The organism is Mesorhizobium sp. WSM1386 (genome assembly GCF_055901595.1).
On the sequence record NZ_CM148373.1, the window covers coordinates 5298378 to 5322303 of the forward strand.

Genomic DNA, 23926 nt, shown 5'->3' on the forward strand with positions numbered 1-23926 from the left:
CGCTCAATCCCCTGTCCAGACGCTGGATTTGGCAAAGTCGGGGGATTTGGCAAAGTCGGGCCGCCTCCTTCTTTCGGCGCTGCGATCACAATTGCTTGCAGTGCCCCATCACGCCTTGGATTGCCACCAAACTGGCGTTATCTCGGATGGACAAGGTCAGCCGGTTTATTATGAGCCTGACCGATAGTCGCTACCGCATTTCGTTTAGACGGCCCGCATTTTCGAAAAGGAATATTTTCCATGTTCGACCCTCGTGAAAAAATCGCCCTGTTCATCGACGGTGCCAATCTCTACGCCACGTCGCGGGCGCTCGGCTTCGACATCGACTATCGCAAGCTCTTGTCGAGCTTCCAGAAGCGCGGCTATCTCCTGCGTGCCTATTATTACACGGCGCTGGTGGAGGATCAGGAGTACTCGTCGATCCGCCCCTTGATCGATTGGCTCGACTATAACGGCTTCAAGGTGGTCACCAAACCCGCCAAGGAATTCACCGACTCGACCGGCCGCCGCAAGATCAAGGGCAATATGGACATCGAGCTCACGGTCGACGCGCTGGAGCTCGCCGATGTCGTGGACCACTATGTCATCTTTTCCGGCGACGGCGACTTCCGCACCCTGGTCGAGGCGCTGCAGCGGCGTGGCCGGAAGGTGTCGATCGTCTCGACCATGGCCTCGCAGCCGCCGATGATATCGGACGACCTGCGCCGCCAGGCCGACCATTTCATCGACCTGGTGACGCTGAAGAACGAGGTCGGCCGCGATCCCTCGGAGAGGCCCGTGCGCCGGCCCGAGCCGGCCGAAGCCGACGAGGACGACTACTGAGGCCGGTCGCCTTGACGGCCCTTTCCGCTTCCGAGCCGGACCGCGACTGCCCGCTCTGTCCGCGGCTGCATGACTTCATCGCCGAATGGCGGCAGCGCGAGCCGTCCTGGTTCAACGCGCCGGTGCCGACTTTCTTGCCGCCGGAAGGTGACGCCGCGGTTCGGTTGCTGATCGTCGGGCTGGCGCCCGGCCTGCGCGGCGCCAACCGCACCGGGCGACCCTTCACCGGAGACTATGCCGGCGACCTGCTCTACTCGACGCTGATCGCGCACGGTTTTGCACGTGGCGAGTTCAAGGCCCGGCCCGATGACGGTCTGGAGCTTGTCGGTACGGCGATCACCAACGCGGTGCGCTGCGTGCCACCGGAGAACAAACCCGTGGGCGCCGAGATCGCCACTTGCCGGACGTTCCTGGTGCCGACGATCGCCCGCTTCCCTAATTTGCGCGCCGTGCTCGCGCTGGGATCGATCGCGCACCAGTCGACAGTGCGCGCGCTGGGCGGGCGTGTCGCCGCCTACCCGTTCAAGCATGGCGGGCAATTGCCGGCCGGCGGCATCACGCTTTTTTCGAGCTACCACTGCTCGCGCTACAACACCAATACGGGTGTGTTGACGGAAGCGATGTTCGTCAAGGTGTTCAGCGAGATCGCGGAATTCCTGCGGGAATAGCACCCGTCTATCTCTTTGACGCAATTCCGGACGGGAAACCGTTTCACAATTTTTCTGAAATTGCGTCAGAACCCCTCCAGCACGATTTTGCCCTTGGCCCTGTCGCTCTCGATCAGCGCGTGAGCACGCTTCAGATTGGCGGCATTGATGGGACCGAATGTCTCACCCAGTGTGGTGCGGATCGTGCCAGCGTCTACGAGCCGCGCCAGTTCGTTCAGATGCTCTCCCTGCGCAGCCATATCAGGCGGTTCGTACAGTGAGCGGGTGAACATCAGCTCCCAATGGATCGAAACGCTCTTGCGCTCATCATCGCGCTGAAAGTGTGGGGCGACGCGAATGTGACGCTGGCGCCAGAGGGGTCTCAAGCCGCGGCTTGAGGCGGTGGCGGCAGCGACCGGCAAAGCTCACACCGGCAGCAGTGCGTCCGGTTCCACGTCGCCGATCGAGGCATAGGTAAGTGCCACCGCAATCGTCATTGGATTCAATGGCGTGGCTCGGCTTGTGAAGAAACAAATTCGGGCGCGCCAACATCTCAATGCACGGATGCAAGCAGCGCCGCCAGTCTCTCCTGACCGCCCTGGAGAACGTTCAGGTCGACATCGCCCGCGATCCCGTCGACGCGGCCCCTGTTGTGATACTGCCAATAGATCCAGTCGTGGCGGTCCGGCACCACAAGCAGCGAGCGAAGCCAAAGCGGACGAGCCGCGATCTGCCCGGCATAGGCTGCCTCGGCCTCATCCGTCAGATAGACGATCGCCGGCTTGCCGAACGCGGCCTCGACAGGTCCGAGGAAGGCCTGGAGTTCGGCATTCAACTGTTCGGGCGACGGGCGCTGCGGACAATTGCCGCCGAACTCGACGTCGACGACCGGCGGCAGCAAGGGCTGATCGCGTGGCACGACCGAGATGAAATTCTTCGCCTGATCGGCGCCGGGCCGGCAGAAGGTGAAGAAGTGATAGGCGCCGACGGCAAGGCCGGCAGCGCGAGCCTCCCGCAGATTGCGATCAAAGGCATCATCGACGTGATCGCCGCCCTCGGTCGCCTTGATGACGGCGAAGGCGACATCATCGGCGGCAACGCGCCGCCAGTCGATCTGGCCCTGATGATGGGAAACGTCGATGCCTCTGAGCGGATATTTGCCGCGGTCGGGAGAATAGGTCTGAAAGTAGAGGAAGCCGCCGGCGACAATGAGGGTTGCAAGAACCAGGCTAACCGATCCCCAGAGGATGATCCGGTTCTTCAAGACTGTCTCCTCCGGTATCAGCTTGGCTCCACTGCTAGCACCTGAAGGCCAAACGCTTGGCTTTTCCAGGGCTATCGCCCGATGTTTCTCACCCACGCTCCTTCAAGAGCCGACCCTTTTCGCGCGACCAGTCGCGTTGTTTCTCGGTCTCGCGCTTGTCGTGCAGCTTCTTGCCGCGACCGACGGCAAGCAGCAGCTTGGCGCGGCCCTGGTCGTTGAAATAGATCTTCAGCGGCACCAGGGTCATGCCTTCGCGGTCGACACTCTGCGCCAGCTTTGCCATCTCGCGCTTGTTGAGCAGGAGTTTGCGGCGCCGCCTAGGCTCGTGGTTGAAGCGGTTGGCCTGCAAATATTCCGGCAGGTAGGAGTTGATCAACCAGATCTCGCCGCCCTCGACCGAGGCGTAGCTGTCCTGGATGTTGGCCTGGCCCTGGCGCAGCGACTTGACCTCGGTGCCGGTCAGCACAAGGCCAGTCTCGATCGTGTCGAGCACCTCATAGGAAAACCGCGCCTTGCGGTTTTCCGCAACGGTCTTGTTGTTGGGATCGGCTTTTCTGACTTGGTTCATGACGCTTAGAGTCCGTTTCGAAACTCGCTCCTGCGAGTCAGATGATGGTGTCCCTAGAGCACCGCGCGTTCTTCAAACGCGCAAGGGACGCTCTAGAAGCCCGACTTTGCGCATGGTCCTTTCCGAAAGCGGAAGACGCTTTCGGGGCCATGCGCGGAACCGGAGCGGAGCGTACATATAGTACGTGAGCACCGGAAGCGCAGGTGACACCTTCAGGTGGCCGCAGGAGTAGAGTTTCCAAACGGGCTCGCTAATTGATCAAGCCGGCGTGCTTCATAGCTGCATCGATCTTTTCGGCTGTCGAAGGCTCGATCGTAACCAACGGCGAACGCAACACGTTCTCGACCTTGCCGAGCTTCGACAGCGCGTATTTGGCGCCTGAAACGCCGGGCTCGATGAAAATGGCCTTGTGCAGCGGCAACAGACGGTCCTGCAGCTCCAGTGCCTTGGCGCTGTCGCCGGAGAGCGTCGCTTCCTGGAACTCGGCACAGAGCCGCGGCGCGACATTGGATGTCACCGAGATGCAGCCGATACCGCCATGCGCGTTGAAACCGAGTGCGGAGGCATCCTCGCCCGAAAGCTGAATGAAATCCTTGCCGCAAGTCATGCGCTGCTCGGAAACACGCTCGACCTTGCCGGTGGCATCCTTGACGCCGACGATGTTCTTGAAGTCATGCGCCAGCCGTCCCATCGTCTCCGGCATCATGTCGATGACCGAGCGCGGCGGGATGTTGTAGATGATGATCGGCAGCTTGGTCGCCCTGGCGACGGCGGCGAAGTGCTCGTAGAGCCCGCGCTGCGTCGGCTTGTTGTAATAGGGCGTGACCACCAAAGCGGCATCGGCGCCGGCCTTCTCGGCATATTGCACGAGGCCGACGGCCTCTTCGGTGTTGTTGGAACCGGCGCCGGCGACGACCGGAGCGCGGCCCTTGGCCACCTCGATGCAGACCTTGACGACGTGGCGATGCTCGTCATGCGACAGCGTCGGCGACTCGCCCGTGGTGCCGACAGGGACCAGGCCCGCCGTGCCCTCGCCGAGCTGCCATTCGACAAACGCGCGAAAGGCTTTCTCGTCGAAACGCCCGCTCTTTTCGAACGGTGTCACGAGCGCAGTAAGCGAGCCTCTCAGCATATCGTCCAACTCCTTGGGACTTCTTTGTTTGTGCATGTCGTTGTCCCAAACCCGGTAACCATTTTTGGGCGACATGCATCGGTGTTTTGTCGATCAGTTTGCCGTGCGCGCCTTCTAGCCGAAAGCGAAGCGGCGCACCATAGTCTCGACATGGTTGCGCGGCAAGCATTGCCGTGGTGCCACCGAGCGCAATTCGAACGACCTCGATAAGCTTTTGTTTACGAGCCCTTCACGACCTAAGTTTAGGCTTCGAGGCATCTTCGCCTGCTGGCAAATGCCAGAGCAAGGAAAGACGTAGATCATGCCGGCCAATCGGCCCCATTTCTTCGCGCTGCTTGGCGCCATTGCCGTGCTGGTGCCCGGCGTGGCGATCGGCGGCAGCGTCGATGTGCGGGTCACCTCGGCCATCCCCATGCCGGATCTGCAAGACCAGAACCTGCAAGACCCGAACCGGCAAGACGAGGCGCAGCAGGATCCCTCCCCCAGCGTCGCCCTGCTGAAAAGCGGGCTGGATGCACTGGCGGCCGGTGATATTCCCCGCGCTCGCGGTGTGCGTGACGCCCTGCCCGCTCACGCACTCGACCAGCACATCCTGGCCTGGGCAATCGCGCTTTATGGCGGCGACAAGGTACCGAGCGGCGATATCGCCACCGCCGCGAAGGTGCTGCCCAACTGGCCGGGCACGGCTGCCCTGCGCAAGAACAGCGAGCGCGCTCTTTATCGCGAAAACCCCGCCCCCGACATTGTCGTCCGGGCGTTCGATGGCAGCCAGCCGCAGACATTCGAAGGCGTGATGGTTTTAGCCCGTGCCTATGTGGCATCGGGCGATATCAAGGCGGCGCGCTCGGTGCTGTCGCCGTTCTGGCACACGGCAGTCCTGGAAGCCAAGGACGAGACGGCGCTGATCAAGGAGTTCGGCGGCCTGATCCCTGCTGCCGACCATCGCTTTCGCATGGAGCGCATGTTCTATGCCGACCGGGTGAATTCCGCCCTGCGCATCGCCGGCCTTGCCGGCGCCCAGCAGCTGGCGGACGCCTGGGCCGCCGCCGACAGGGGCGACAAGAACACGCCGAAACTGCTCAAGGCAGTGCCAGTGGCGCAGCGTTCGGCCGGTTATTTCTTCGCCCAGGCCGAATATTTGCGCAAGCAGGAGGATCTTGCCGGCGCCGCCGCCATTGTCATGAAGGCGCCGACGGACCGCGAGGCACTTGTCGATCCGGATGCCTGGTGGGTCGAGCGCCGGGTGCTGTCGCGCGAGTTGGTCGACCAGGGCGACATGAAGATGGCCTACCGGATCGTCGCCATGCATGCGGCCGAAAGTGCTGCCAATGCGGCGGAAGCCGAATTCCATGCCGGCTGGTACGCGTTGCGCGGCCTGAACGACCCCAAGCTTGCCGCAACGCATTTCACGCGCATCGCCGACCTTGCCCAGGGGCCGATGACCCTGTCGCGCGCCTACTATTGGCTCGGCCGTGCCGCGGAAGTCGGCGGCCCCGGCAACGCCAAGGATTATTTTGGGCGCGCAGCTGACTATGGCACGACATTTTACGGCCAGCTTGCCGCCGAGCGTGTCGGCCGGCAGGCGCTGAATATCGTCTATCCCTCGCCAAGTGCGGCCGACCGGCAGAACTTTGCCGGACGTGAAGCGGTGAGTGCCATCAAGCGGCTGCAGGAGGCAGGTTACGATCGCTATGCCGAGACGCTCTATCGCGATCTTGCCGCGCAGTTGACCAGCCCCGGCGAACTGGCGCTGCTCGCGGTCCTTGCCGAGAAGCAGGACAACCATTTCATGGCGCTGAAGGTCGGCAAGATCGCCGGCGCGCGCGGCATCGATGTCGGCGCGCTGTCGCATCCGCTCGGCGTCATTCCCGATTCGGCCAATATTTCCGGTTCGGGCAAGGCGCTGGCGTATGCGATCGCGCGCCAGGAGAGCGAATTCAACATCGGCGCCGTGTCGAGCGCAGGGGCACGCGGGCTGCTGCAGCTGATGCCGGGAACCGCCAAGCAATTGGCGAAGAAGGCCGGATTGCAATTTTCGCAGACACGGCTGACCACCGACGCAGGCTACAACGCCACGCTTGGCTCGGCCTTCCTTGGCGAACAGCTCAACCGCTTCAACGGCTCCTATGTGCTGACCTTCGCCGGCTACAATGCCGGTCCGGCCCGCGCCAGCCAATGGGTGGCGAAATACGGTGACCCGCGCGGCAAGGACATCGATGCCGTGGTGGACTGGATCGAGCGGATTCCCTACACGGAAACAAGAAGTTACGTGCAGCGCGTGATGGAGAATTACGAGGTCTACAAGATGCGTATTTCCGGCAAATACGACATTGTAGGCGATCTGGTGAACGGACGGAGTTGACGGCAAGCACACCGTCGCCAAAGTTGCCGGTCTTCCCCCCTTGCGGGGGAGATGCCTGGCAAGGCAGAGGGGGGTGCTGTCCCTCGGCCTATCAGCTAATTTGTTGACTCGTTCCGAATTAGCCATTCAAGGTTGGCGATCCTTCACACCCCCCTCTGGCCTGCCGGCCATCTCCCCCGCAAGGGGGGAGATTGGCAGCTTCGGCGTCGCGCCTTCTATTTGACCGCTCCTGCACTCATCTGTAGCAGTCGGAAACAAGCCGGCCAGGAGTCTTTTTCCGATGTCGAACCACGAAGGCTTTTCCGACTTCTTCTACGCCGCGCCGGATGGGCTCAGACTTCATGCGCGCGTCTATGGCGAAGCGAATTCCGGACACTGGCCGGTCGTCTGCCTGCCTGGCCTGACCCGCAACGCGCGGGATTTTCACGAGCTGGCGCTGCGTCTGTCGACAGGACCCAATCCACGCAAGGTGGTTGCCTTCGACTATCGCGGACGCGGGCAGTCGGCCTACGATCCCGATCTCAGCCACTATAATGTCGGCGTCGAGGCCGGCGACGTGCTTGCCGGGCTGGCAGCGCTCGGCATCGAGGAGGCCGCCTTCATCGGCACCTCGCGCGGCGGGCTGATCATCCATGTGCTCGGCGCCCTGCGGCCAGCCGCGCTGAAAGCCATTGTTCTCAACGACATCGGGCCCGTGATCGAGCCGGCAGGCCTCGCGCATATCCAGTCCTATCTCGAGCGCGCGCCGAAGCCGAAGACCGTCGCCGAGATAGCGGATGCGCAGCGCAGTGTTCACGGCAAGGATTTCCCCCTGCTCACCGACGCCGACTGGACCCGGATGGTGGCGGCGCTCTACCGCGAGACGGATCTGGGGCTGTTGCCGGACTTCGACCCGAGACTGGTCGACACGGTTGCCGGTCTCGACCTGTCGCAGCCATTGCCCGCGCTGTGGCCGCAGTTTGATGCGTTGGCGGCGATCCCCTTGCTCGCCATACGCGGCGCCAATTCGAGATTGCTGTCGGTGGACACGTTGCGGCGGATGCGAGAGCGCCATCCGATGATGGATACGATCACGGTCGAGGGCCAGGGTCACGCCCCTTTCCTCGAAACCGGCAGCTTGCCCGACGACATCACGGCTTTTCTCGCCCGTGCGGAAAGGCAGGGAGGCTCGAAGCAAGAAGCCTAGGATCAAATCTCGATCCCAGGCTTCTGTTCTTGTTCGACTGGGCTACTATTCTTGTTCGACTGATCTACCGGTACTTTGTATTTTTCGAGCCGCATTGGGCTGAGACTTCTCGTTCTTCTTTTCCCGCTTAAGCGGCTTTTCCCACTTAAGTATTTGGGGGGCAGGTGGAGCGCTGACCGAATTGCGGTCGCCCGCCCCACTGCATCGAGGCGTCTCCAGCACGGTAACGCAGCCGTCGAGATCGTTGGTGGCCAGATGCGCGTGACGCATGGTCATCGACAGGGTCTGATGGCCGAGCCACATCTGCACGCGCCTGATGTCGATGCCGCCCTGGACAAGTCGCGAGGCGCAGGTGTGACGCAGGATGTGCGGCACGACCTGGTCGTCGGCGCCAAGTCCGACCTCGGCTTTCGCCTCGTTCCAGATGGCACGGAACTGTGCCTGGCTGAGCTTGGTGAACGGGCCTTTCGGCCGACGGCCTTCGGCCGGGGGCAGCTTGACCACCTCCTTGACCCGCTCGGTCATCGGGATGGTGCGGCTGCGGCCGGATATGATGGTCTGGAAACTGACGCGATGTTCCTTGATGTCGTTCCAGGTCAGCCCGAGCGCCTCGCCGAGACGGCAGCCGCTATCGACCAGGAAGACGGAAAGCCTGTAGGCGTCCTCGCAGCGGCTCTTGATAGCGGCGAACAGCCGCGCCTCTTCGTCCCTTTCCACGAAACGAATCCGCCCCGCCCGTTCCTTCTGGCGACGGAACTCGGGCAGGCTGTGAATATCCCCCATCTTGTAAGCCTTGCGCAGCAGTTTGCTGAGGGCAGCCATCTTTCGATTGATGGTTGCGTTGCTGTTGCCGCGCTGGCGCAAGGTGACATCCTGCTTCGCGGGGAGGTCTGGGCTTGTCCTGCGAAGCTCGAAGAGCGAAGCAGGATGGCGGAGAGGATGGGATTCGAACCCACGAGAAGCTTTTGACCTCTACTCCCTTAGCAGGGGAGCGCCTTCGACCACTCGGCCACCTCTCCGTTGCGCCGCAGATAAAGAAAAGCGTCGCCACAATCAACAAGCCCGCATCATTATATGGAAAAATAAGATGGCGCCGGAAATCGCGGGTTTCCCCAGTTGCGGCGGTTCTGCGGCAAATCCCAGGCCGGCGACTCCAGGCTTTGCCATGATTCCGTCGGCCGATTGCCGGATTCGGCTGGAAACAAGCGGTTGCGGCGGGCCTGAAGGTTAACGAGAGCTTTCTGAGTGAGGTGACGGCTGGCAGGGGCACAACAAGGGCGTTTCGCTGAACTTCGCCTGGATCCAGCTCGGTGGCCTGCGCGTCGGTAAAGACGAATCTGCTTTCGATACGTTCATCGGCTATGCCGGCAAACGTCATGGAGGATACGATTGTCCCCTACGGCAATTTCGACACCAACGTCGTGCAGTACTACTTCGATGCCGGCAATGCTTCTCGGCCGTGGTCTCGCTCGAAGAAGGCTCGGGCGGGTTGTGGGCCAGGACGCGCTGACACAGGTGCCTCGGCCTCAAGCAACCGGTTTGCTTGATGAAGCTCTACCGCATGCCTGAGCAGCGCGTCGTCGGCCTGTGTCCGCGATAGCTGGTTCGCTTTTGGCTGTACGATTTTCGGGTGCGGGATTTTCGAGCCGGACGGAGCTTTCAGATGTTTGGACCAGGCAGGCGGCAGTCGGTTGTTCATTTGCCTCGCTAGCAAAAACAGTCGCAGGAATCCAGCACGACAAACCGAGGCCACCACAGCTTGCGCCAATCATGCGGTCAAGCTAGCAAGAAAGCCCCTTCCATGCGAGCTTCCGTCATGCGCCAGCGCCCTCCCCTCACACCGCTCATCGCAGCGCTTCCTTCGACTGTGCCGTTTGTCGGTCCCGAAGCGCAGGAGCGCGAGCGCGGGCGGGCTTTCCGTGCCCGCATCGGCGCCAACGAGAGCAGTTTTGGGCCGTCTCCGCGTGTCATAGCCCGCATGGCCGAAATCGCCCGCGACATGTGGATGTATTGCGACCCGGACAATCACGATCTCAAGGTTGCAGTAGCCGCGCATCACGACGTGGCGGTCGAGAATGTCGTCGTCGGCGAAGGCATAGACGGCCTGCTCAGCCTGGTGGCGCGCATGTATGTGGCGCCAGGCGATGCGGTGGTCACCTCGCTCGGCGCCTATCCGACCTTCAACTTCCATGTCGCCGGCGTTGGCGGACGGCTGGTGACCGTTCCTTACGAGAACGACCACGAAAGCCTGGACGGCCTGCTTTCGGCGGTCGTCAAGGAAAAGGCGCCGCTGGTCTATCTGTCCAACCCGGACAATCCGATGGGCACCTGGTGGGAGGCGGGCGAAATCATCCGCTTCATCGAGGCGTTGCCTGAAACAACCATGCTGGTGCTCGACGAGGCCTATGGCGAATTAGGGCCAGCCTCGGCCCTGCCGCCGATCGATATTTCCCGGCCGAACGTCATCCGCATGCGCACCTTTTCAAAGGCTTACGGGCTCGCCGGGATACGTTGCGGCTATGCGGTGGCGGAGACGCAAGTGATCCGTGACTTCGAAAAGATCCGCAACCACTACGGTGTCAGCCGCATGGCGCAAATCGCCGGTGTCGAGGCGCTTGCCGACCAGGCCTATCTCGAGACAGTGGTGGCGCTGGTGGCTGCCGGGCGCCGACGCATCACGGCGGTCGCCGAACAGAACGGGCTGAAGCCGCTGGGCTCGGCGACCAATTTCGTCACCATCGACTGTGGCCATGACGGTAATTTCGCGCTGAAAGTGCTGCAAGGATTGTTGTCGCGCGACGTGTTCATCCGCAAACCGATGGCGCCACGGCTGGACCGCTGCATCCGCGTCAGCGTCGGGCTCGACCACGAGCTCGACATTTTCGCCGAGGAACTGCCCGGGGCATTGGCGGCGGCACGGGGAAACTAGAGCACTAGGATGCCGGCGCTCCGCCTAGCATGTGGCTGACGCGCATCAGCATATCCGACAACTCGGCGGCTTCCTTATCGCCAAGCCTCTCGGTCAAGCGGGCGAGATCGCGATCCGCGGCCGCCTGAAGTCCGGCCAGCGCGGCCATGCCCCGTGCCGTGAGCGAGAGAAGACGCGGTACGTCGGGGTCCGTGCGCATTTCGACCAGGCCGGCAGCGGAGAATTTTCGAAGGATTCTCGTGACGTAGGCAGGATCCAAATGGAGTTCCCGGGCGATTTCGGATGCTGCTGGTCCGATATCGAGTCGAAGCGCCCGCGCAAGAAAGCCTGCCTTGCCGCCAAGATTTTCGACGATGTGGCCCGGTCGCTGAGCGAGTTCAAACAGGATGCGCGCCTCGGTCAGCGTATAGGCGCTTTGCGTCAGGGTTTCGTCGAGCAGCCCGATCAAGCCGGTGTAGAACCGGTTGAAGCGACGGATATCGCCGATCAAGGTATTCCGCCCGGCTGGCATGTCGGCGCTTCCCCCTGAGATTTCCACGTCGTCCCATCATTACATGAAAGTTGACCAAGTCAACTATTCAGAGGACCAAGTCACCCATCTTCCGCCCTTCAAATGACATCAATCCCTTCGGGCCAATTGCCTTCGTCCAATCCTGCGCCAGACTCTATGTCAGGGAGCCTCTATGCAGGGAGCCTGAGCCATGGATGACCGGAAAAGGGCGGTGCAGGCGCGCGTGCATGGCACAGTGCAAGGCGTCGGCTACAGGATCTGGGCGCAAGGCCAAGCGACGGCGCTTGGCCTTGCAGGCTGGGTGCGCAACGAGAGAGACGGCTCGGTAACGGCATGGCTTGCCGGTCACGATGCCGCGGTCTCAACGATGGTCGAACGACTTTGGCAAGGCCCGGCGGGTGCATCGGTTTCGCGGATCGATGTGGACGAACTCGAGACATGGACCGCGCCTGGAGACTTCAGGATCGTCGCATAGGGGAATTTTGCCCACTTGATTTAGCTTCGGCCACTTGAATTAATTGAACGTTCGTTTTATTAATACCGCTTCAATGAGGCGACCATGGCGCGCACCACAGGATCCGATGGCGAAAAGACCGAGGCGGCTGTCCGCCAGGCAGCGGTCAGCCTGATTGCGCGCTACGGCTACGAGGCGATGTCGATGCGCCAGTTGGCGGCGGAAGTCGGCGTGCAGGCCGCTGCGCTCTACCGCTATTTCCCGACCAAGGAAGATCTGCTGTTCACGTTGATGCGCGAGCACATGGAAGGGCTTCGCGAGGCCTGGGAACAGGCCAGGCCAGTCGGCGCCGATCCAGCGGAGCAGCTTGCGGCCTATGTGCGCAACCACATCGCTTTCCATATCGAGCGACGGCACGCCACGCATGTGTCGAACATGGAATTGCGCAGCCTTTCGCCCGACAGGCTGACGCAGATCCTGCGCATGCGCACGGCCTATGAAAAGGAACTGCGCTCGATCCTGCGCGATGGCGCGGAGGCAGGCGCCTTCAGCGTCGATGACACCGGACTGACGGCGATGGCGCTGATCCAGATGATGACCGGCGTCATCGTCTGGTTTCGCCCGGGCGAGCGGCTGTCGATCGCCGAAGTGACGGCGACATATCTTTCGATGACAATGCGGCTGGTTGGCGCGACAATTACCGGGGAGGAACGGCATGTATACGAACACGCTCAGCTTCGGGCATGACGAAGACATCGAGGCATTGCGCGACCTGGTGCGGCGCTTCGCCCAGGACAAGATCGCGCCGATCGCCGGCGACATCGATCGCGAGAACGAATTTCCGGCACATCTGTGGCGCGAGTTCGGCGCGCTCGGCCTGCTCGGCATAACGGCCGATCCGGATTTCGGCGGCAGCGGCATGGGTTATCTGGCCCACGTCATCGCGGTGGAGGAGATTTCGCGCGCTTCCGCCTCGGTCGGCCTCTCCTACGGCGCTCATTCCAATCTTTGCGTCAACCAGATCAACCGCTGGGCAACGCCGGCGCAGAAGGAAAAATTCCTGCCGCCGCTGTGCTCGGGCGAGCGTGTCGGCGCACTCGCCATGTCGGAATCCGGGGCAGGCTCCGACGTCGTCTCGCTCAAGCTGCGGGCAGAAAAGCGCAACGACCGCTATGTGCTCAACGGCACCAAGATGTGGATCACCAACGGGCCGGATGCCGAAACGCTGGTCGTCTATGCCAAGACCGATCCGGAGCGGAAATCGCGCGGCATCACCGCCTTCATCGTCGAGAAGGCGATGGCCGGGTTCTCCGTGGCGCAAAAGCTCGACAAGATCGGCATGCGCGGTTCCAATACCGGTGAGCTGGTGTTCGAGAATGTCGAAGTGCCCTTCGACAATGTGCTGCATGAGGAAGGGCGCGGCGTCGAGGTGCTGATGTCGGGCCTCGACTATGAGCGCACCGTGCTCGCCGGCGGTCCGATCGGCCTGATGGCGGCATGCCTCGACGTGGCGATCCCCTATGTGCACGAGCGCAAGCAGTTCGGCCAGGCGATCGGCGAGTTCCAGCTGGTGCAAGGCAAGCTGGCCGACATGTATACGACGATGAATGCCGCGCGCGCCTACGTCTATGCCGTCGCCGCCGCTTGCGATCGCGGCCAGACGACGCGCAAGGATGCCGCCGGCTGCGTGCTGTTCGCCGCCGAGAAGGCGACGCTGATGGCGCTCGACGCCATCCAACTGCTTGGCGGCAACGGCTATATCAACGACTATCCGACCGGGCGTCTGCTGCGCGATGCCAAGCTCTACGAGATCGGCGCCGGCACCAGCGAAATCCGCCGCTGGCTGATCGGCCGCGAAATCATGGCCGAGGGGGTGTAGGATGGCCGTTCTCCAAACCCAGATCTCCCCCTCCTCCGAGACCTTCCGTGCCAATGCCGAGCGCATGCGGGCGCTGGTCGCCGACATCGCGGAGAAGGCGGCAAGCGTCGAGCGCGGCGGCTCCGAGGAGGCGCGTGAACGCCACGTCTCCCGTGGCAAGCTGTTGCCGCGCGAGCGCCTCGCGCAATTGCTGGATTTCGGCTCGCCCTTCCTCGAGATCGGCCAGTTCGCGGCGTGGTCGATGTATGGCGAGGAGATTTCGGCGGCCGGCTTGATCGCCGGCGTCGGCCGCGTCGAAGGCACCGAGGTCATGGTCGTCGTCAACGACGCCACCGTGAAAGGCGGCACCTACTACCCGCTGACGGTGAAGAAGCATCTGCGCGCGCAGGAGATCGCGCTGCAGAACAATCTGCCTTGCGTCTACCTCGTCGACAGCGGTGGCGCCAACCTGCCCAACCAGGACGAGGTGTTTCCCGACCGTGAGCATTTCGGCCGCATCTTCTACAACCAGGCCAACATGTCGGCGGCCGGCATTCCGCAGATCGCCTGCGTCATGGGTTCCTGCACGGCGGGCGGTGCCTATGTGCCGGCGATGTCGGACGAGACGATCATGGTGCGCAACCAGGCGACCATCTTCCTCGGCGGCCCGCCGCTGGTGAAGGCGGCCACCGGCGAGGATGTCAGCGCCGAGGATCTGGGCGGCGCGGACGTGCACACGCGGCTTTCCGGCGTCGCCGACCATTATGCGATGGACGACGAGCACGCCTTGGCCATTTGCCGGCGCATCGTCAAGAACCTGAATCGAAACAAGACCGTAAGCCTGACCTCTAGGAAAGCTCATCCGCCGCTTCATCCTGCGGATGAACTCTACGGCATCGTGCCGACCGATCTGCGCCAGCCCTACGATGTGCGCGAGGTGATCGCGCGCATCGTCGACGGCTCCGAATTCGACGAGTTCAAGCAAAATTACGGCACCACGCTTGTCACCGGTTTCGCCCATCTCCACGGCATGCCGGTCGGCATCATCGCCAACAATGGCGTGCTGTTTTCCGAAAGCGCGCTGAAGGGCGCGCACTTCATCGAGTTGTGCTGCCAGCGCGGGATACCGCTGGTTTTCCTGCAGAACATCACCGGCTTCATGGTCGGGCGAAAATACGAGGCGGGCGGCATCGCCAAGGACGGCGCCAAGCTGGTGATGGCGGTGGCCACCGCCAAGGTGCCGAAGGTGACCATGATCATCGGCGGCTCGTTCGGCGCCGGCAATTACGGCATGTGCGGTCGAGCCTATTCGCCACGCTTTCTGTGGATGTGGCCGAATGCCCGCATCTCGGTGATGGGCGGCGAACAGGCGGCAACGGTGCTTGCCATGGTCAAGCGCGAAGGCATCGAGCGCAAGGGCGGCGAGTGGAGCGCGGAAGAAGAGGCGAAGTTCAAGAAGCCGATCCTGATGAAATACGAGCATGAGGGGCACCCGCTCTACTCGTCCGCGCGGCTCTGGGATGACGGCATCATCGACCCGGCAAAGACGCGCGAGGTGCTGGCGCTCAGCCTGTCGGCAGCACTCAATGCGGAGATCGAGGAAACCCGCTTCGGCGTGTTCAGGATGTGAGATGAACGACATCGGCGAAGCCATCCATCCCATCACGAAATCGCGAGCCTTCGCCGCAGAGCTAGTGATGGCAGGAAATATTCGCTATTGCTTGCGCTGCACTAAGCAATGGGGATGGGCTAAAAATGAAACCGAAATACGTACAGAATGCATCCGCCTCAATACTTTCAGTAATTCTTTTGCTCGCGGCATCCAGCGTGAGTATCGCCGTGTCGCTTTCGGGAAACGAAGGAGACAAGCGTTTTCCGCCAACTCTGCCCTACACGCAGAAGGCACCATGCACCAAGGCTTACAAGGCCTATATTGCGGCGGGCGGCCATTCGGCCTACGCCACCACGCCTTATACACGGGTGAGATCGCTGTATATCATCTGCGGCGCAAAGCTGAACGCTCCCTCTCAGAAGGTGGCCGAAGATCTGGCGATGAAATCCTGCGAGGGTACGGTCGCCCGCCACAGGGTGACGACGGGCGGCGCCTGCGAGATCGCTGCTTCGAAATAGCCGGGCATTTGCCGAACCAGCGCCGCCCGAGGCAAAACCGGGAGGCTACATGTTCGCCAAGATCCTGATCGCCAATCGGGGCGAGATCGCTTGCCGCGTCATCCGCACGGCGCGCAAGCTGGGCGTGCACACTGTCGCCGTCTATTCGGATGCCGACGCGAAATCGCTGCATGTCGAAATGGCCGACGAGGCGGTGCATATCGGCTCCTCGCCGGTCGGCGAGAGCTATCTGCGCGGCGACCGGATCGTCGCGGCGGCCTTGGCCACGGGGGCGCAGGCCATCCATCCCGGCTATGGTTTCCTGTCGGAAAACCCTGATTTCGTCGACCAGGTGGTGGCGGCAGGGCTCACCTTCATCGGCCCGTCGGCCGCCTCGATCCGTGCCATGGGGCTGAAGGACGCCGCCAAGCGGCTGATGGAGAAGGCCGGCGTTCCGGTCGTTCCGGGCTATCATGGCGAGGCACAGGAGATCGTGCTGCTCGCCTCCAAGGCACGCGAAATCGGCTATCCCGTGCTGATCAAGGCGCGGGCCGGCGGTGGCGGCAAGGGCATGCGCCGGGTCGAACATCCCGACGATTTCTCCGAGGCTCTATCCAGCGCCCGGCGCGAGGCAAAGGCCGCTTTCGGCGACGACCGCGTGCTGGTCGAGAAATATGTCGACAAGCCACGGCACATCGAAGTGCAGGTGTTCGGCGACAATTTTGGCAATGCCGTGCATCTTTATGAGCGCGACTGCTCGGCGCAGCGCCGCCATCAGAAAGTGATCGAGGAAGCCCCTGCCCCCGGCATGACACCGGCATTGCGCAAGGCCATGACCGACGCCGCTGTAAAAGCCGCCAAGGCGATCAGCTATTCCGGCGCCGGCACCATCGAATTCATCGTCGACGCCTCGCAAGGCCTGCAAGCCGACCGCTTCTGGTTCATGGAAATGAACACGCGCCTGCAGGTCGAGCATCCGGTCACCGAGATGGTCACCGGCACCGATCTGGTCGAGTGGCAGCTGCGCGTTGCCAGCGGTGAAAAGCTGCCGAAGACGCAGAGCGAGATCGCGCTTGCCGGCCATGCTTTCGAAGCGCGCATCTATGCGGAGGATGCGGCCAAGGGATTCCTGCCGGCAACCGGCACGCTGCATCATCTGAAATTTCCTGAAGCAGCCGCCCAAGGGGCCACGATGCGCATCGAGACCGGCGTGCGGGCCGGCGATGCTATCTCGCCCTATTACGATCCGATGATCGCCAAGCTTGTCGTCGGTGCGAAGGACAGGCAGGCAGCGCTGGAGGCGCTCCGCACGGCACTGTCGCAAACCGAAATTGCCGGTTCCACCGTCAACACCGCCTTTCTTGCAGCTCTGGCGGCCGATCCGGATTTTTGCGCCGGAGACGTCGACACCGGCTTGATCGGCAGACATCAGGTCGTGCTGACCGAGGTCGCGCCGCCAAGCGGCGAAATCATCTCCGCAGCCGCCCTCGCCGCCTCCGGCGCGGAAGCATCGCCGCGTTCGGATGACCCATGGTCGTCGCTTGCCGGCTATGCGCATTTCCACGGCGTGGCGCGGCGTACGCGGCTGAAGTTCGCCGAGGACGACATTGTGGCAAAGGTTTCGGTGCGGCCGGACGGGCGCTTCCAGGTCGCGCTCGATGCACCCTATGACGGCACCAATGTGCATGATTTCCGCGCCGTTCCGCGCCTCGCCCGCTGGCCTGGCCACGTCACGGTGTTCGAAGGCGCCGTCGGCTATACATTCGCGGTGCCGGACCCCTTGGCCAGGAGCGATGACGCCGCTGCCGCCTCCGGCAGCCTGCGCGCGCCGATGCCGGGGCTGGTCAAGCTTGTGCGCGTGGCGAAGGGCGATGCGGTGATCAAGGGCCAGCCGCTGCTGATCCTCGAAGCGATGAAGATGGAGCACACCATCGCCGCGCCGCATGACGGGCTGATCGCCGAGATCGCCACCGAAGGATCGCAGGTCACCGACGGGACCGTGCTGGTGCGGTTCGTGGAGGATGGTCGGGGCTAAGGCCCGGTTGCTGGATGACCGAAATAGCTATGTCGGGACAGAGAGGGCGCCGTAGACTGCCGACCAAACGAAAATGGCCGGGCAAGCCCGGCCATTTCCAACAGCGAAATGATAGCGATTACTGCGCGATTGGCGCGTACTTGCCGTCATGCCACTGGTTGATGTCATAGCTGGCATTCTTGAGGTCGCCCTTCTCGTCGAAGGTGACATCGCCGACAACGGTGCTGATCGGCGTGCCGTTCTTCAGGGCTTCGGCAACCTTGGCCGGATCGTCGCTGCCGGCGCGCTTGATGCCTTCGGCGAACGCCTGGACCACGGCGTATGAGAACAGCGTGAAGCCCTCGGGCACGAAACCGCCGGCCTTGATCTTCTCGACCGCCGCCTTGGCTTCCGGCTTTGCCTGCGGATCCGACGGGAACACGAACATGGTGCCCTCGCCCGCCGGGCCGGCAACCTGCCAGAATTCCGGCGAGGCAATGGAGTCCGGCATGATCAGCTGGAACTTCAGGTTCTGTTCGGCCGACTGACGCAGGATCAGGCCGGCTTCAGGATGATAGCCGCCGAAATAGACGACGTCGGCCTTCAGATCCTTGAGCTTGGTGACAAGCGCCGAATAGTCCTTCTCGCCGGGATTGATGGCGTCATAGTAGACTTCCTTCAGGCCACCGGTGTTCATGGTTGCCCTGACCGCGTCGGCCACGCCCTGGCCATAGGCACTCTTGTCGTGCAGGATGACGACGTTCTTTCCCGCGAACTTCTTGGCGATCCACGGCCCGATGAAGGCGCCCTGCGCGTCGTCACGCGTATAGAGACGCATGATCGTCGGCCAGCCGGCCTTGGCCGCGGCGTCGGTCAACACCGGGTTCGAGGACGCCGGGCTCATCATCAGGAAGCCAGCTTCGGCATAGACGGCCGAGGCCGGAATGCTCGAGCCCGAGCAGGCATGGCCATCGATGAACTTGACGCCATTGGCCACGATGCGGTTGGCGACCGACACGGCCTGCTTGGGATCGCATTGGTCGTCCTCGATGTCGAGTTTGATCATCGAGCCGTTGACACCGCCCGCGGCGTTGATGGCATCGGCGGCGGCCTGTGCGCCCTGCTTGAACTGATCGCCGATGGTGGCGAGCTGACCGGTCATCGGGCCGACCACCGAAACGGTGATGTCGTCGGCGAACGCGACCGGCGCGCTCATCATCAGGCCGAAAATGGCCGCGCTCAAAATACTCATTTTTTTCATGGTGATAGAACTCCTCCACTCACGCACGGCCGCCCGGCCGCGCTTCTTCCAGAGAGGCCGGACAATTTCATCCTTCATTGGGCCTGTCTAGGCGCATTGGCGCCGCTCGATTGGGCCTGGGGTCCCTCATCCACGCAAAAAAGCCACGCCAGCCTTGTTTCGGCTGGTCGTGGCTTTTCGCTCGTCGAGCTGTTCCGCAAGCGCCCCCGCACCCCGAGCCCAACGCGCCTTCCCTGTCTTTTCCAAGCCCATGATCTCGGCCTGAAAACCGGATTCCCATTTCGGGATCATGGTCTTTCGCACGGCTTGGACCTGTCTGGCCTGCCGCATTCTTGTCGTTGATGGCCTGTAGCCTGGCTGTCTGCGCAGCCTTGTCCCTATTTGTGGCCCGACCGTCTTCGCGGTCTTGGCCGGAGCGTCCCCGTCTGGTGGAACTCAGTGCATGGTCATCCATTCGCGGGCTTCGCGCAGCGCCTTGGCGATCTCGACCTTCGACATGGCCGCCGACAGTTCCGAGCGCAATTCCGCGGCGCGGGCCGAGCCCTTGATGGCGGCGATGTTGAACCATTTGTGGGCGGCGACGACGTCGGTCTCGCAATCGCGGCCGGTCGCATACATCATGCCCAGTTCGAAAAGGATGTCGGCCTGGGCAGTTGCCCCCATGGCGCCGAAACCTGCTTCAAGCATTTCAAAACGTGCCATTTTAGTCCCCTGTCTGGCTCCCGAGAGCTGCCTCCGTTTGTCTTGTCCGGGCCGCTCTTTCGATGCTTTCGAGAATGCCGCGCAGGCTTGAATCCGTCGTTAAATGGCGTGCTTAATTTGAGGAAAACAAAGCTAAAACAAGAGGTAAACACGAAAATTCGTTAAGGATACGAAGCCAGCAATTTGGCTGGTTTTCGCAAAATTTGACGAAAATTTTCAGAGTGGGAATCAACACTCCGCTAACCACGGGAGACAAAGCCAATCCGGCGATCGTTTCATTTTCTCACCGAAGACGCGCTTTCAGGCGCCTTCAAAATCGGAAACTCTTCCGCAACGGCACCGCTTTTGTTTTGATGGGAGCTGGATTAGCTTACGTTTGCGTAAGCGGCAGACCGGCGAGGCGGAGCATCCGGCCGGCTATCCTAAGGGAGGAAGAACATGTTTCGAAAAGTGAGCCTGGCCCTTGCAGCCACATTGATCATGGCGGGCGCGGCGTGGGCCGATCCGATCGAGGGCAACTGGAAAACGCAGGCCGGCGACACCGCGGCCATTGCAGGCGGCGGCTCGTTCTCCATCACGCTCAAATCCGGCAAATACGCCGGCAAGACCATTGGCTCCCTCAAGGCGGCCGGCGACAACAAGTACACCGGCAACATCACCGATCCGGCGAACGACAAGACCTATTCTGGCAAGGCGACATTATCGGGCACCTCGCTCAAGATGAGCGGCTGCGTGCTCGGCGGACTGATCTGCAAGAGCCAGACCTGGCATAAGCTCTGATCGGCTGCAGCCTTGCGACATGACCACGGGGCCCTGACGGGCCCCGTTTTCGTTTCATCCTCACGCCGGCGCCGGCGCTCGATGCCTTGCCGCTGTTGGCCGTCCTCAGCCCAGTCAGATCCCGTCAATCAATTTGAACCGCAGATGAACGCCGGTCTCAGAGCCGGTTCACAGGCGTCAGGGCATTCTCCGGCGTGTTGAAGGAGACACCACCGATGCTTGCTCGCCGCTTCACCATCGTCTGCCTGCTGATGAGCCTGTTTGGAATGTTCTTCGCCATTCTCGTCGCCGAAGCGGGCCGTCCGGCCCGCTCCTGGGACGAAGCCACCAGACTTTGCGGTCTCGCCTGCCCGACCAATCTTCGCCACTGAAACCAGAAAACCTCGAAAAGAAAAGCACAGACATCATGAACCGCATCGCCGCCAACGCCCTCAAAACCCTCCGGCTTCTGCCGCGGGCGGCGCTTATCCTGGTGCTCCTGGCCGCCCCGGTCCTGGCCGTGCCGATGATGCGCGCTGATGCCGGCTCGACCATCGAGGCGCCGGCGCTGAGAAAGTCAGGTGTCGGCTTCGTGCTGCTGGTCAGCCTACAGCGTGGGTGAAGAAAAAACGGCGCTTTGGGCGCCTTCGACAGCGACACCCCTCCCAACCGCCCATCCAAGTCTCTATATTGAGCTATGGAAAAGCGAATCTACCCCCAGGCCATAGAATCAGTCGTCATGCCGGAGCCTTTTGGCCGGCAAAGCTTTGACCGGGCCGAAAAAGCCGTCGCGACGCTGCAGGCGCTTTACGACCGCAATACCAAGTTCCTGCGCGACTCCTTCACGGCACTGGCCGCCGGCGCCGACGGCAGCAAGCGCTACCGGGCCTTTTATCCCGAGATCGGCGTTACCACGAATTCGTTTACCCAGGTCGATTCGCGGCAGGCCTACGGCCATATGCCGACACCTGGCCATTTCGCCACGACGATTACCCAGCCGCAACTGTTCGAGAATTACCTCATCGAGCAGCTTCGCCTGATCATGCGTAACCATGGCGTGTCGGTGACGGTCTCGGAATCGACCACGCCGATCCCGCTGCATTTCGCCTTCCTGGAAGGCACCTATGTCGACGGCGCCGCCGCCGAACGCATCAAGCGGCCGATCCGCGACCTGTTCGACGTTCCGGACCTGGACGGCACCGACGACCAGATCGCCAACGGCACGTTCGAGGTCGCCTTCGGCGAACCCCGGCCGCTGGCACCGTTCACGGCGCAACGCATCGACTATTCGCTGCACCGTATGACCCATTATACGGCCACCAGCCCGCAGCATTTCCAGAACTTCGTGCTGTTCACCAACTACCAGTTCTACATCGACGAGTTCGTCGCCCGTGCGCGCGGCTTGATGGAGAATGGCGGTGGTGGTTATGTGGAATTCGTCGAGCCGGGCAATGTCGTGACCCGCGCCGGCGCCAGTACGGCAAGCGAGGGCACGCCGCCCGCCCGCCTGCCGCAAATGCCTGCCTACCACCTGAAGAAGCCGAACCATGGTGGCATCACCATGGTCAATATCGGGGTTGGGCCTTCCAACGCCAAGACGATCACCGACCATATCGCGGTGCTGAGGCCGCATGCCTGGGTAATGCTTGGCCACTGCGCCGGTCTGCGCAACACGCAGGCGCTGGGCGACTATGTGCTGGCGCACGCCTATGTGCGCGAGGACCACGTCCTCGACGACGATCTTCCGGTCTGGGTGCCGATCCCGCCGCTGGCCGAGATCCAGGTCGCACTGCAGGAAGCGGTTGCCGAAGTCACGGGCCTGTCGGGCTACGATCTGAAGCGCATTATGCGCACCGGCACGGTCGCCACCATCGACAACCGCAACTGGGAACTGCGCGACCAGCGCGGACCGGTGCAGCGCCTGTCGCAATCGCGCGCCATCGCGCTCGACATGGAATCGGCGACGATCGCGGCCAATGGTTTCCGCTTCCGCGTGCCGTACGGCACGCTGCTATGCGTTTCCGACAAGCCGCTGCACGGCGAGTTGAAGTTGCCCGGCATGGCGACCGAGTTCTACAAGCGCCAGGTGGCGCAACACCTGACCATCGGCATCAGGGCAATGGAAAAGCTGGCGGAAATGCCAATGGAGCGGCTGCATTCGCGCAAACTCAGAAGCTTTTCGGAGACCGCGTTCCAGTAGGCGGTCTCGAAGTCCTGGCGAGGCAATTCGTCGTCTTGCTCAGGCCGTAATTTGATCGATAAGCAGATCGAACGGATCGTCAGGCGACACTCGACAGACACGGCCTCAATGACAATAGGCGGCGCGCGCTCGAATATGATAGCTGGGGTGGCATTCCTGGCGATGACGGCATTGTCGCTCGCCTTGTTGGCCGGATTCCTCGGCACGTTGCATCCGGCCTTCGATTCCTTCTCGCATTTTCGCCTTCACCTGTGCCTGCTGATCGCGCTTCTGGCGTTGCCGCTGCTTGCCAGCTCGTTTCGGCTGCAAGCGGCCGTGGCACTGCTCTTTGCGATCGCCAGCGTTGCCACGACGATGAGTACGCTGCCGCGCCTGTGGCCCGTGCAAGCGGTCGCCAAGCCCGTCGACCAGATCGTCTACCACCTGCTGCAGATGAATTTGCGCTACGACAATCCGACGCCGAAAAAGGTTCTTTCGCTGATTGGCCGGACCAACCCCGACGTGATCACCCTCGACGAGGTGTCGGCGATGTGGGAAACCGAGCTCGGTTACATCACCAGCGCCTACCCATACCGGATCCTCTGCCCCTACCCCAATGGTGTGTTCGGCGTGGCGCTGCTGTCGCGACGGCCCTTTGCCGCCGACAGCGCGCCGCATTGCGAGCCGCGAGGCGCGATGGCGATCGCGGCGGTCGATTTCGGCGGCACCGCCGTCAACGTCGCTGCCATCCATCTCAGTTGGCCATGGCCGCGCGAGCAGAACTGGCAGATCGGCGAACTCTCGAATTCGATTTCCTCGCTCGGCGAAACCGCCATCATGGCCGGCGATTGCAACGCTGTGCCATGGAGTGCGGCGGTGCGCCGGGTCGCCTCCCTCGGCGGGCTGACCGTCATGCCGTCAGCGGGACCGACGTGGCTCTACATCAAGCTGCCGGACGTGCTGCGGCGCTTTGCTGGACTGCCGATCGACCAGGTGTTCAGCAAGGGCGGGGTAACCGTTCATTCCGCGACCCGGCTGGAAGACACCGGTTCAGACCATCTGCCGGTGCTGGTCGAGTTCTCGGTTCGCTCCGATGAGAAGCAGCCTGAGGATGGGCACGCCACTGCGCTCGCGGCGAGCGCCTTGCCAGCCAAGCCGCAAGGCTGACG

Annotated in this window: 23 protein-coding genes, 1 tRNA gene and 2 pseudogenes; 17 read left to right on the top strand and 9 right to left on the bottom strand. The window is 62.4% G+C overall.

Going from position 1 to position 23926, the window contains the following annotated elements:
- The first annotated feature begins 240 nt into the window (after positions 1-240).
- On the top strand, positions 241-822 hold the full coding sequence (locus tag AC0NIH_RS26115) for a LabA-like NYN domain-containing protein (RefSeq protein WP_473462504.1): 582 nt from the start codon (positions 241-243) through the stop codon (positions 820-822).
- Between the two features lie 11 nt (positions 823-833).
- Positions 834-1490, top strand: coding sequence for a uracil-DNA glycosylase (locus AC0NIH_RS26120; RefSeq protein WP_473462507.1), 657 nt, complete (start codon positions 834-836; stop codon positions 1488-1490).
- 65 nt (positions 1491-1555) lie between these two features.
- On the opposite strand, the pseudogene AC0NIH_RS26125 reads toward AC0NIH_RS26120, so the two are convergent.
- From AC0NIH_RS26125 to dapA, 4 genes and pseudogenes are all read right to left on the bottom strand, one after another.
- Positions 1556-1795: pseudogene (locus tag AC0NIH_RS26125) on the bottom strand (zinc-binding dehydrogenase); the annotation flags it as partial.
- 227 nt (positions 1796-2022) lie between these two features.
- On the bottom strand, positions 2023-2733 hold the full coding sequence (locus AC0NIH_RS26130) for a glycoside hydrolase family 25 protein (RefSeq protein WP_473462509.1): 711 nt from the start codon (positions 2731-2733) through the stop codon (positions 2023-2025).
- A gap of 88 nt (positions 2734-2821) precedes the next feature.
- Positions 2822-3301, bottom strand: coding sequence for an SsrA-binding protein SmpB (gene smpB / locus AC0NIH_RS26135; protein ID WP_013896388.1), 480 nt, complete (start codon positions 3299-3301; stop codon positions 2822-2824).
- A gap of 250 nt (positions 3302-3551) precedes the next feature.
- Complete coding sequence (gene dapA, locus AC0NIH_RS26140; protein WP_473462695.1) at positions 3552-4433, bottom strand: 4-hydroxy-tetrahydrodipicolinate synthase; 882 nt, start codon at positions 4431-4433, stop codon at positions 3552-3554.
- Between the two features lie 301 nt (positions 4434-4734).
- Here dapA and AC0NIH_RS26145 point away from each other — a divergent pair, with 301 nt between their 5' ends.
- Positions 4735-6795: a lytic transglycosylase domain-containing protein gene (locus AC0NIH_RS26145; protein WP_473462513.1), complete on the top strand. Its 2061-nt coding sequence runs from the start codon at positions 4735-4737 to the stop codon at positions 6793-6795.
- A 280-nt stretch (positions 6796-7075) separates the two neighbouring features.
- Entirely contained in the window at positions 7076-7981 is a 906-nt protein-coding gene (locus AC0NIH_RS26150) for an alpha/beta fold hydrolase (RefSeq protein WP_473462515.1), read from the top strand.
- 45 nt (positions 7982-8026) lie between these two features.
- Here AC0NIH_RS26150 and AC0NIH_RS26155 read toward each other — a convergent pair.
- Both AC0NIH_RS26155 and AC0NIH_RS26160 read right to left on the bottom strand, forming a co-directional pair.
- Positions 8027-8848 (bottom strand): annotated as a pseudogene (locus AC0NIH_RS26155) (tyrosine-type recombinase/integrase); the annotation flags it as partial.
- A gap of 61 nt (positions 8849-8909) precedes the next feature.
- Positions 8910-9000 (bottom strand) — tRNA-Ser (locus tag AC0NIH_RS26160).
- 296 nt (positions 9001-9296) lie between these two features.
- Here AC0NIH_RS26160 and AC0NIH_RS26165 point away from each other — a divergent pair.
- Positions 9297-9491, top strand: coding sequence for a hypothetical protein (locus AC0NIH_RS26165; RefSeq protein WP_473462698.1), 195 nt, complete (start codon positions 9297-9299; stop codon positions 9489-9491).
- A 306-nt stretch (positions 9492-9797) separates the two neighbouring features.
- On the top strand, positions 9798-10910 hold the full coding sequence (locus AC0NIH_RS26170) for a pyridoxal phosphate-dependent aminotransferase (protein ID WP_023764332.1): 1113 nt from the start codon (positions 9798-9800) through the stop codon (positions 10908-10910).
- A gap of 4 nt (positions 10911-10914) precedes the next feature.
- Here AC0NIH_RS26170 and AC0NIH_RS26175 read toward each other — a convergent pair whose 3' ends face one another.
- A complete protein-coding gene (locus AC0NIH_RS26175) occupies positions 10915-11400 on the bottom strand; it encodes a MarR family winged helix-turn-helix transcriptional regulator (RefSeq protein WP_473462518.1) in 486 nt (161 codons plus the stop codon).
- A 211-nt stretch (positions 11401-11611) separates the two neighbouring features.
- Here AC0NIH_RS26175 and AC0NIH_RS26180 point away from each other — a divergent pair, with 211 nt between their 5' ends.
- The 6 genes from AC0NIH_RS26180 (at position 11612) to AC0NIH_RS26205 (ending at position 17877) form a co-directional block, all read left to right on the top strand.
- Positions 11612-11896 (top strand): acylphosphatase, encoded by a 285-nt coding sequence (locus AC0NIH_RS26180; RefSeq protein ID WP_224688222.1) that lies wholly within the window; start codon positions 11612-11614, stop codon positions 11894-11896.
- Positions 11897-11980: 84 nt separating this feature from the next.
- On the top strand, positions 11981-12622 hold the full coding sequence (locus tag AC0NIH_RS26185; protein ID WP_473462521.1) for a TetR/AcrR family transcriptional regulator: 642 nt from the start codon (positions 11981-11983) through the stop codon (positions 12620-12622).
- On the top strand, positions 12591-13754 hold the full coding sequence (locus AC0NIH_RS26190; RefSeq protein ID WP_473462523.1) for an isovaleryl-CoA dehydrogenase: 1164 nt from the start codon (positions 12591-12593) through the stop codon (positions 13752-13754). The genes AC0NIH_RS26185 and AC0NIH_RS26190 overlap by 32 nt, the downstream gene beginning before the upstream one ends.
- A gap of 1 nt (position 13755) precedes the next feature.
- Complete coding sequence (locus tag AC0NIH_RS26195; protein ID WP_473462525.1) at positions 13756-15363, top strand: carboxyl transferase domain-containing protein; 1608 nt, start codon at positions 13756-13758, stop codon at positions 15361-15363.
- A gap of 125 nt (positions 15364-15488) precedes the next feature.
- Positions 15489-15863 (top strand): hypothetical protein, encoded by a 375-nt coding sequence (locus AC0NIH_RS26200; RefSeq protein ID WP_473462528.1) that lies wholly within the window; start codon positions 15489-15491, stop codon positions 15861-15863.
- Between the two features lie 49 nt (positions 15864-15912).
- On the top strand, positions 15913-17877 hold the full coding sequence (locus AC0NIH_RS26205) for an acetyl/propionyl/methylcrotonyl-CoA carboxylase subunit alpha (RefSeq protein ID WP_473462530.1): 1965 nt from the start codon (positions 15913-15915) through the stop codon (positions 17875-17877).
- A gap of 118 nt (positions 17878-17995) precedes the next feature.
- Here the strand turns inward: AC0NIH_RS26205 and AC0NIH_RS26210 are convergent, their stop codons facing one another.
- A complete protein-coding gene (locus AC0NIH_RS26210; protein WP_473462533.1) occupies positions 17996-19117 on the bottom strand; it encodes a branched-chain amino acid ABC transporter substrate-binding protein in 1122 nt (373 codons plus the stop codon).
- Between the two features lie 435 nt (positions 19118-19552).
- Positions 19553-19819: an SEL1-like repeat protein gene (locus AC0NIH_RS26215; RefSeq protein WP_010915070.1), complete on the bottom strand. Its 267-nt coding sequence runs from the start codon at positions 19817-19819 to the stop codon at positions 19553-19555.
- Positions 19820-20257: 438 nt separating this feature from the next.
- Here AC0NIH_RS26215 and AC0NIH_RS26220 point away from each other — a divergent pair, with 438 nt between their 5' ends.
- The 5 genes from AC0NIH_RS26220 to AC0NIH_RS26240 all read left to right on the top strand — a co-directional run bounded on the left by AC0NIH_RS26220 (position 20258) and on the right by AC0NIH_RS26240 (position 23924).
- Positions 20258-20599 carry a DUF2147 domain-containing protein gene (locus tag AC0NIH_RS26220; RefSeq protein WP_023777894.1) on the top strand — a complete coding sequence of 114 codons (342 nt, stop codon included), beginning with the start codon at positions 20258-20260 and terminating at the stop codon, positions 20597-20599.
- Positions 20600-20814: 215 nt separating this feature from the next.
- Positions 20815-20970, top strand: a complete 156-nt coding sequence (locus AC0NIH_RS26225; protein WP_013896407.1) for a hypothetical protein — start codon at positions 20815-20817, stop codon at positions 20968-20970.
- Positions 20971-21005: 35 nt separating this feature from the next.
- Positions 21006-21200: a hypothetical protein gene (locus AC0NIH_RS26230; RefSeq protein WP_023764342.1), complete on the top strand. Its 195-nt coding sequence runs from the start codon at positions 21006-21008 to the stop codon at positions 21198-21200.
- Positions 21201-21317: 117 nt separating this feature from the next.
- Complete coding sequence (locus AC0NIH_RS26235) at positions 21318-22778, top strand: AMP nucleosidase (RefSeq protein WP_224688229.1); 1461 nt, start codon at positions 21318-21320, stop codon at positions 22776-22778.
- Positions 22779-22913: 135 nt separating this feature from the next.
- A complete protein-coding gene (locus AC0NIH_RS26240; protein WP_023764344.1) occupies positions 22914-23924 on the top strand; it encodes an endonuclease/exonuclease/phosphatase family protein in 1011 nt (336 codons plus the stop codon).
- Positions 23925-23926 lie beyond the last annotated feature (2 nt).

Excerpts from the sequence above, each read along its gene's own strand:
- AC0NIH_RS26115 (WP_473462504.1), top strand. The coding sequence starts at position 241 with ATGTTCGACCCTCGTGAAAAAATCGCCCTGTTCATCGACGGTGCCAAT.
- smpB (WP_013896388.1), bottom strand. The coding sequence starts at position 3,301 with ATGAACCAAGTCAGAAAAGCCGATCCCAACAACAAGACCGTTGCGGAA.
- dapA (WP_473462695.1), bottom strand. The coding sequence starts at position 4,433 with ATGCTGAGAGGCTCGCTTACTGCGCTCGTGACACCGTTCGAAAAGAGC.
- AC0NIH_RS26145 (WP_473462513.1), top strand. The coding sequence starts at position 4,735 with ATGCCGGCCAATCGGCCCCATTTCTTCGCGCTGCTTGGCGCCATTGCC.
- AC0NIH_RS26150 (WP_473462515.1), top strand. The coding sequence starts at position 7,076 with ATGTCGAACCACGAAGGCTTTTCCGACTTCTTCTACGCCGCGCCGGAT.
- AC0NIH_RS26170 (WP_023764332.1), top strand. The coding sequence starts at position 9,798 with ATGCGCCAGCGCCCTCCCCTCACACCGCTCATCGCAGCGCTTCCTTCG.
- AC0NIH_RS26180 (WP_224688222.1), top strand. The coding sequence starts at position 11,612 with ATGGATGACCGGAAAAGGGCGGTGCAGGCGCGCGTGCATGGCACAGTG.
- AC0NIH_RS26185 (WP_473462521.1), top strand. The coding sequence starts at position 11,981 with ATGGCGCGCACCACAGGATCCGATGGCGAAAAGACCGAGGCGGCTGTC.
- AC0NIH_RS26190 (WP_473462523.1), top strand. The coding sequence starts at position 12,591 with ATGTATACGAACACGCTCAGCTTCGGGCATGACGAAGACATCGAGGCA.
- AC0NIH_RS26195 (WP_473462525.1), top strand. The coding sequence starts at position 13,756 with ATGGCCGTTCTCCAAACCCAGATCTCCCCCTCCTCCGAGACCTTCCGT.
- AC0NIH_RS26200 (WP_473462528.1), top strand. The coding sequence starts at position 15,489 with ATGAAACCGAAATACGTACAGAATGCATCCGCCTCAATACTTTCAGTA.
- AC0NIH_RS26205 (WP_473462530.1), top strand. The coding sequence starts at position 15,913 with ATGTTCGCCAAGATCCTGATCGCCAATCGGGGCGAGATCGCTTGCCGC.
- AC0NIH_RS26210 (WP_473462533.1), bottom strand. The coding sequence starts at position 19,117 with ATGAAAAAAATGAGTATTTTGAGCGCGGCCATTTTCGGCCTGATGATG.
- AC0NIH_RS26215 (WP_010915070.1), bottom strand. The coding sequence starts at position 19,819 with ATGGCACGTTTTGAAATGCTTGAAGCAGGTTTCGGCGCCATGGGGGCA.
- AC0NIH_RS26220 (WP_023777894.1), top strand. The coding sequence starts at position 20,258 with ATGTTTCGAAAAGTGAGCCTGGCCCTTGCAGCCACATTGATCATGGCG.
- AC0NIH_RS26225 (WP_013896407.1), top strand. The coding sequence starts at position 20,815 with ATGCTTGCTCGCCGCTTCACCATCGTCTGCCTGCTGATGAGCCTGTTT.
- AC0NIH_RS26230 (WP_023764342.1), top strand. The coding sequence starts at position 21,006 with ATGAACCGCATCGCCGCCAACGCCCTCAAAACCCTCCGGCTTCTGCCG.
- AC0NIH_RS26235 (WP_224688229.1), top strand. The coding sequence starts at position 21,318 with ATGCCGGAGCCTTTTGGCCGGCAAAGCTTTGACCGGGCCGAAAAAGCC.
- AC0NIH_RS26240 (WP_023764344.1), top strand. The coding sequence starts at position 22,914 with ATGATAGCTGGGGTGGCATTCCTGGCGATGACGGCATTGTCGCTCGCC.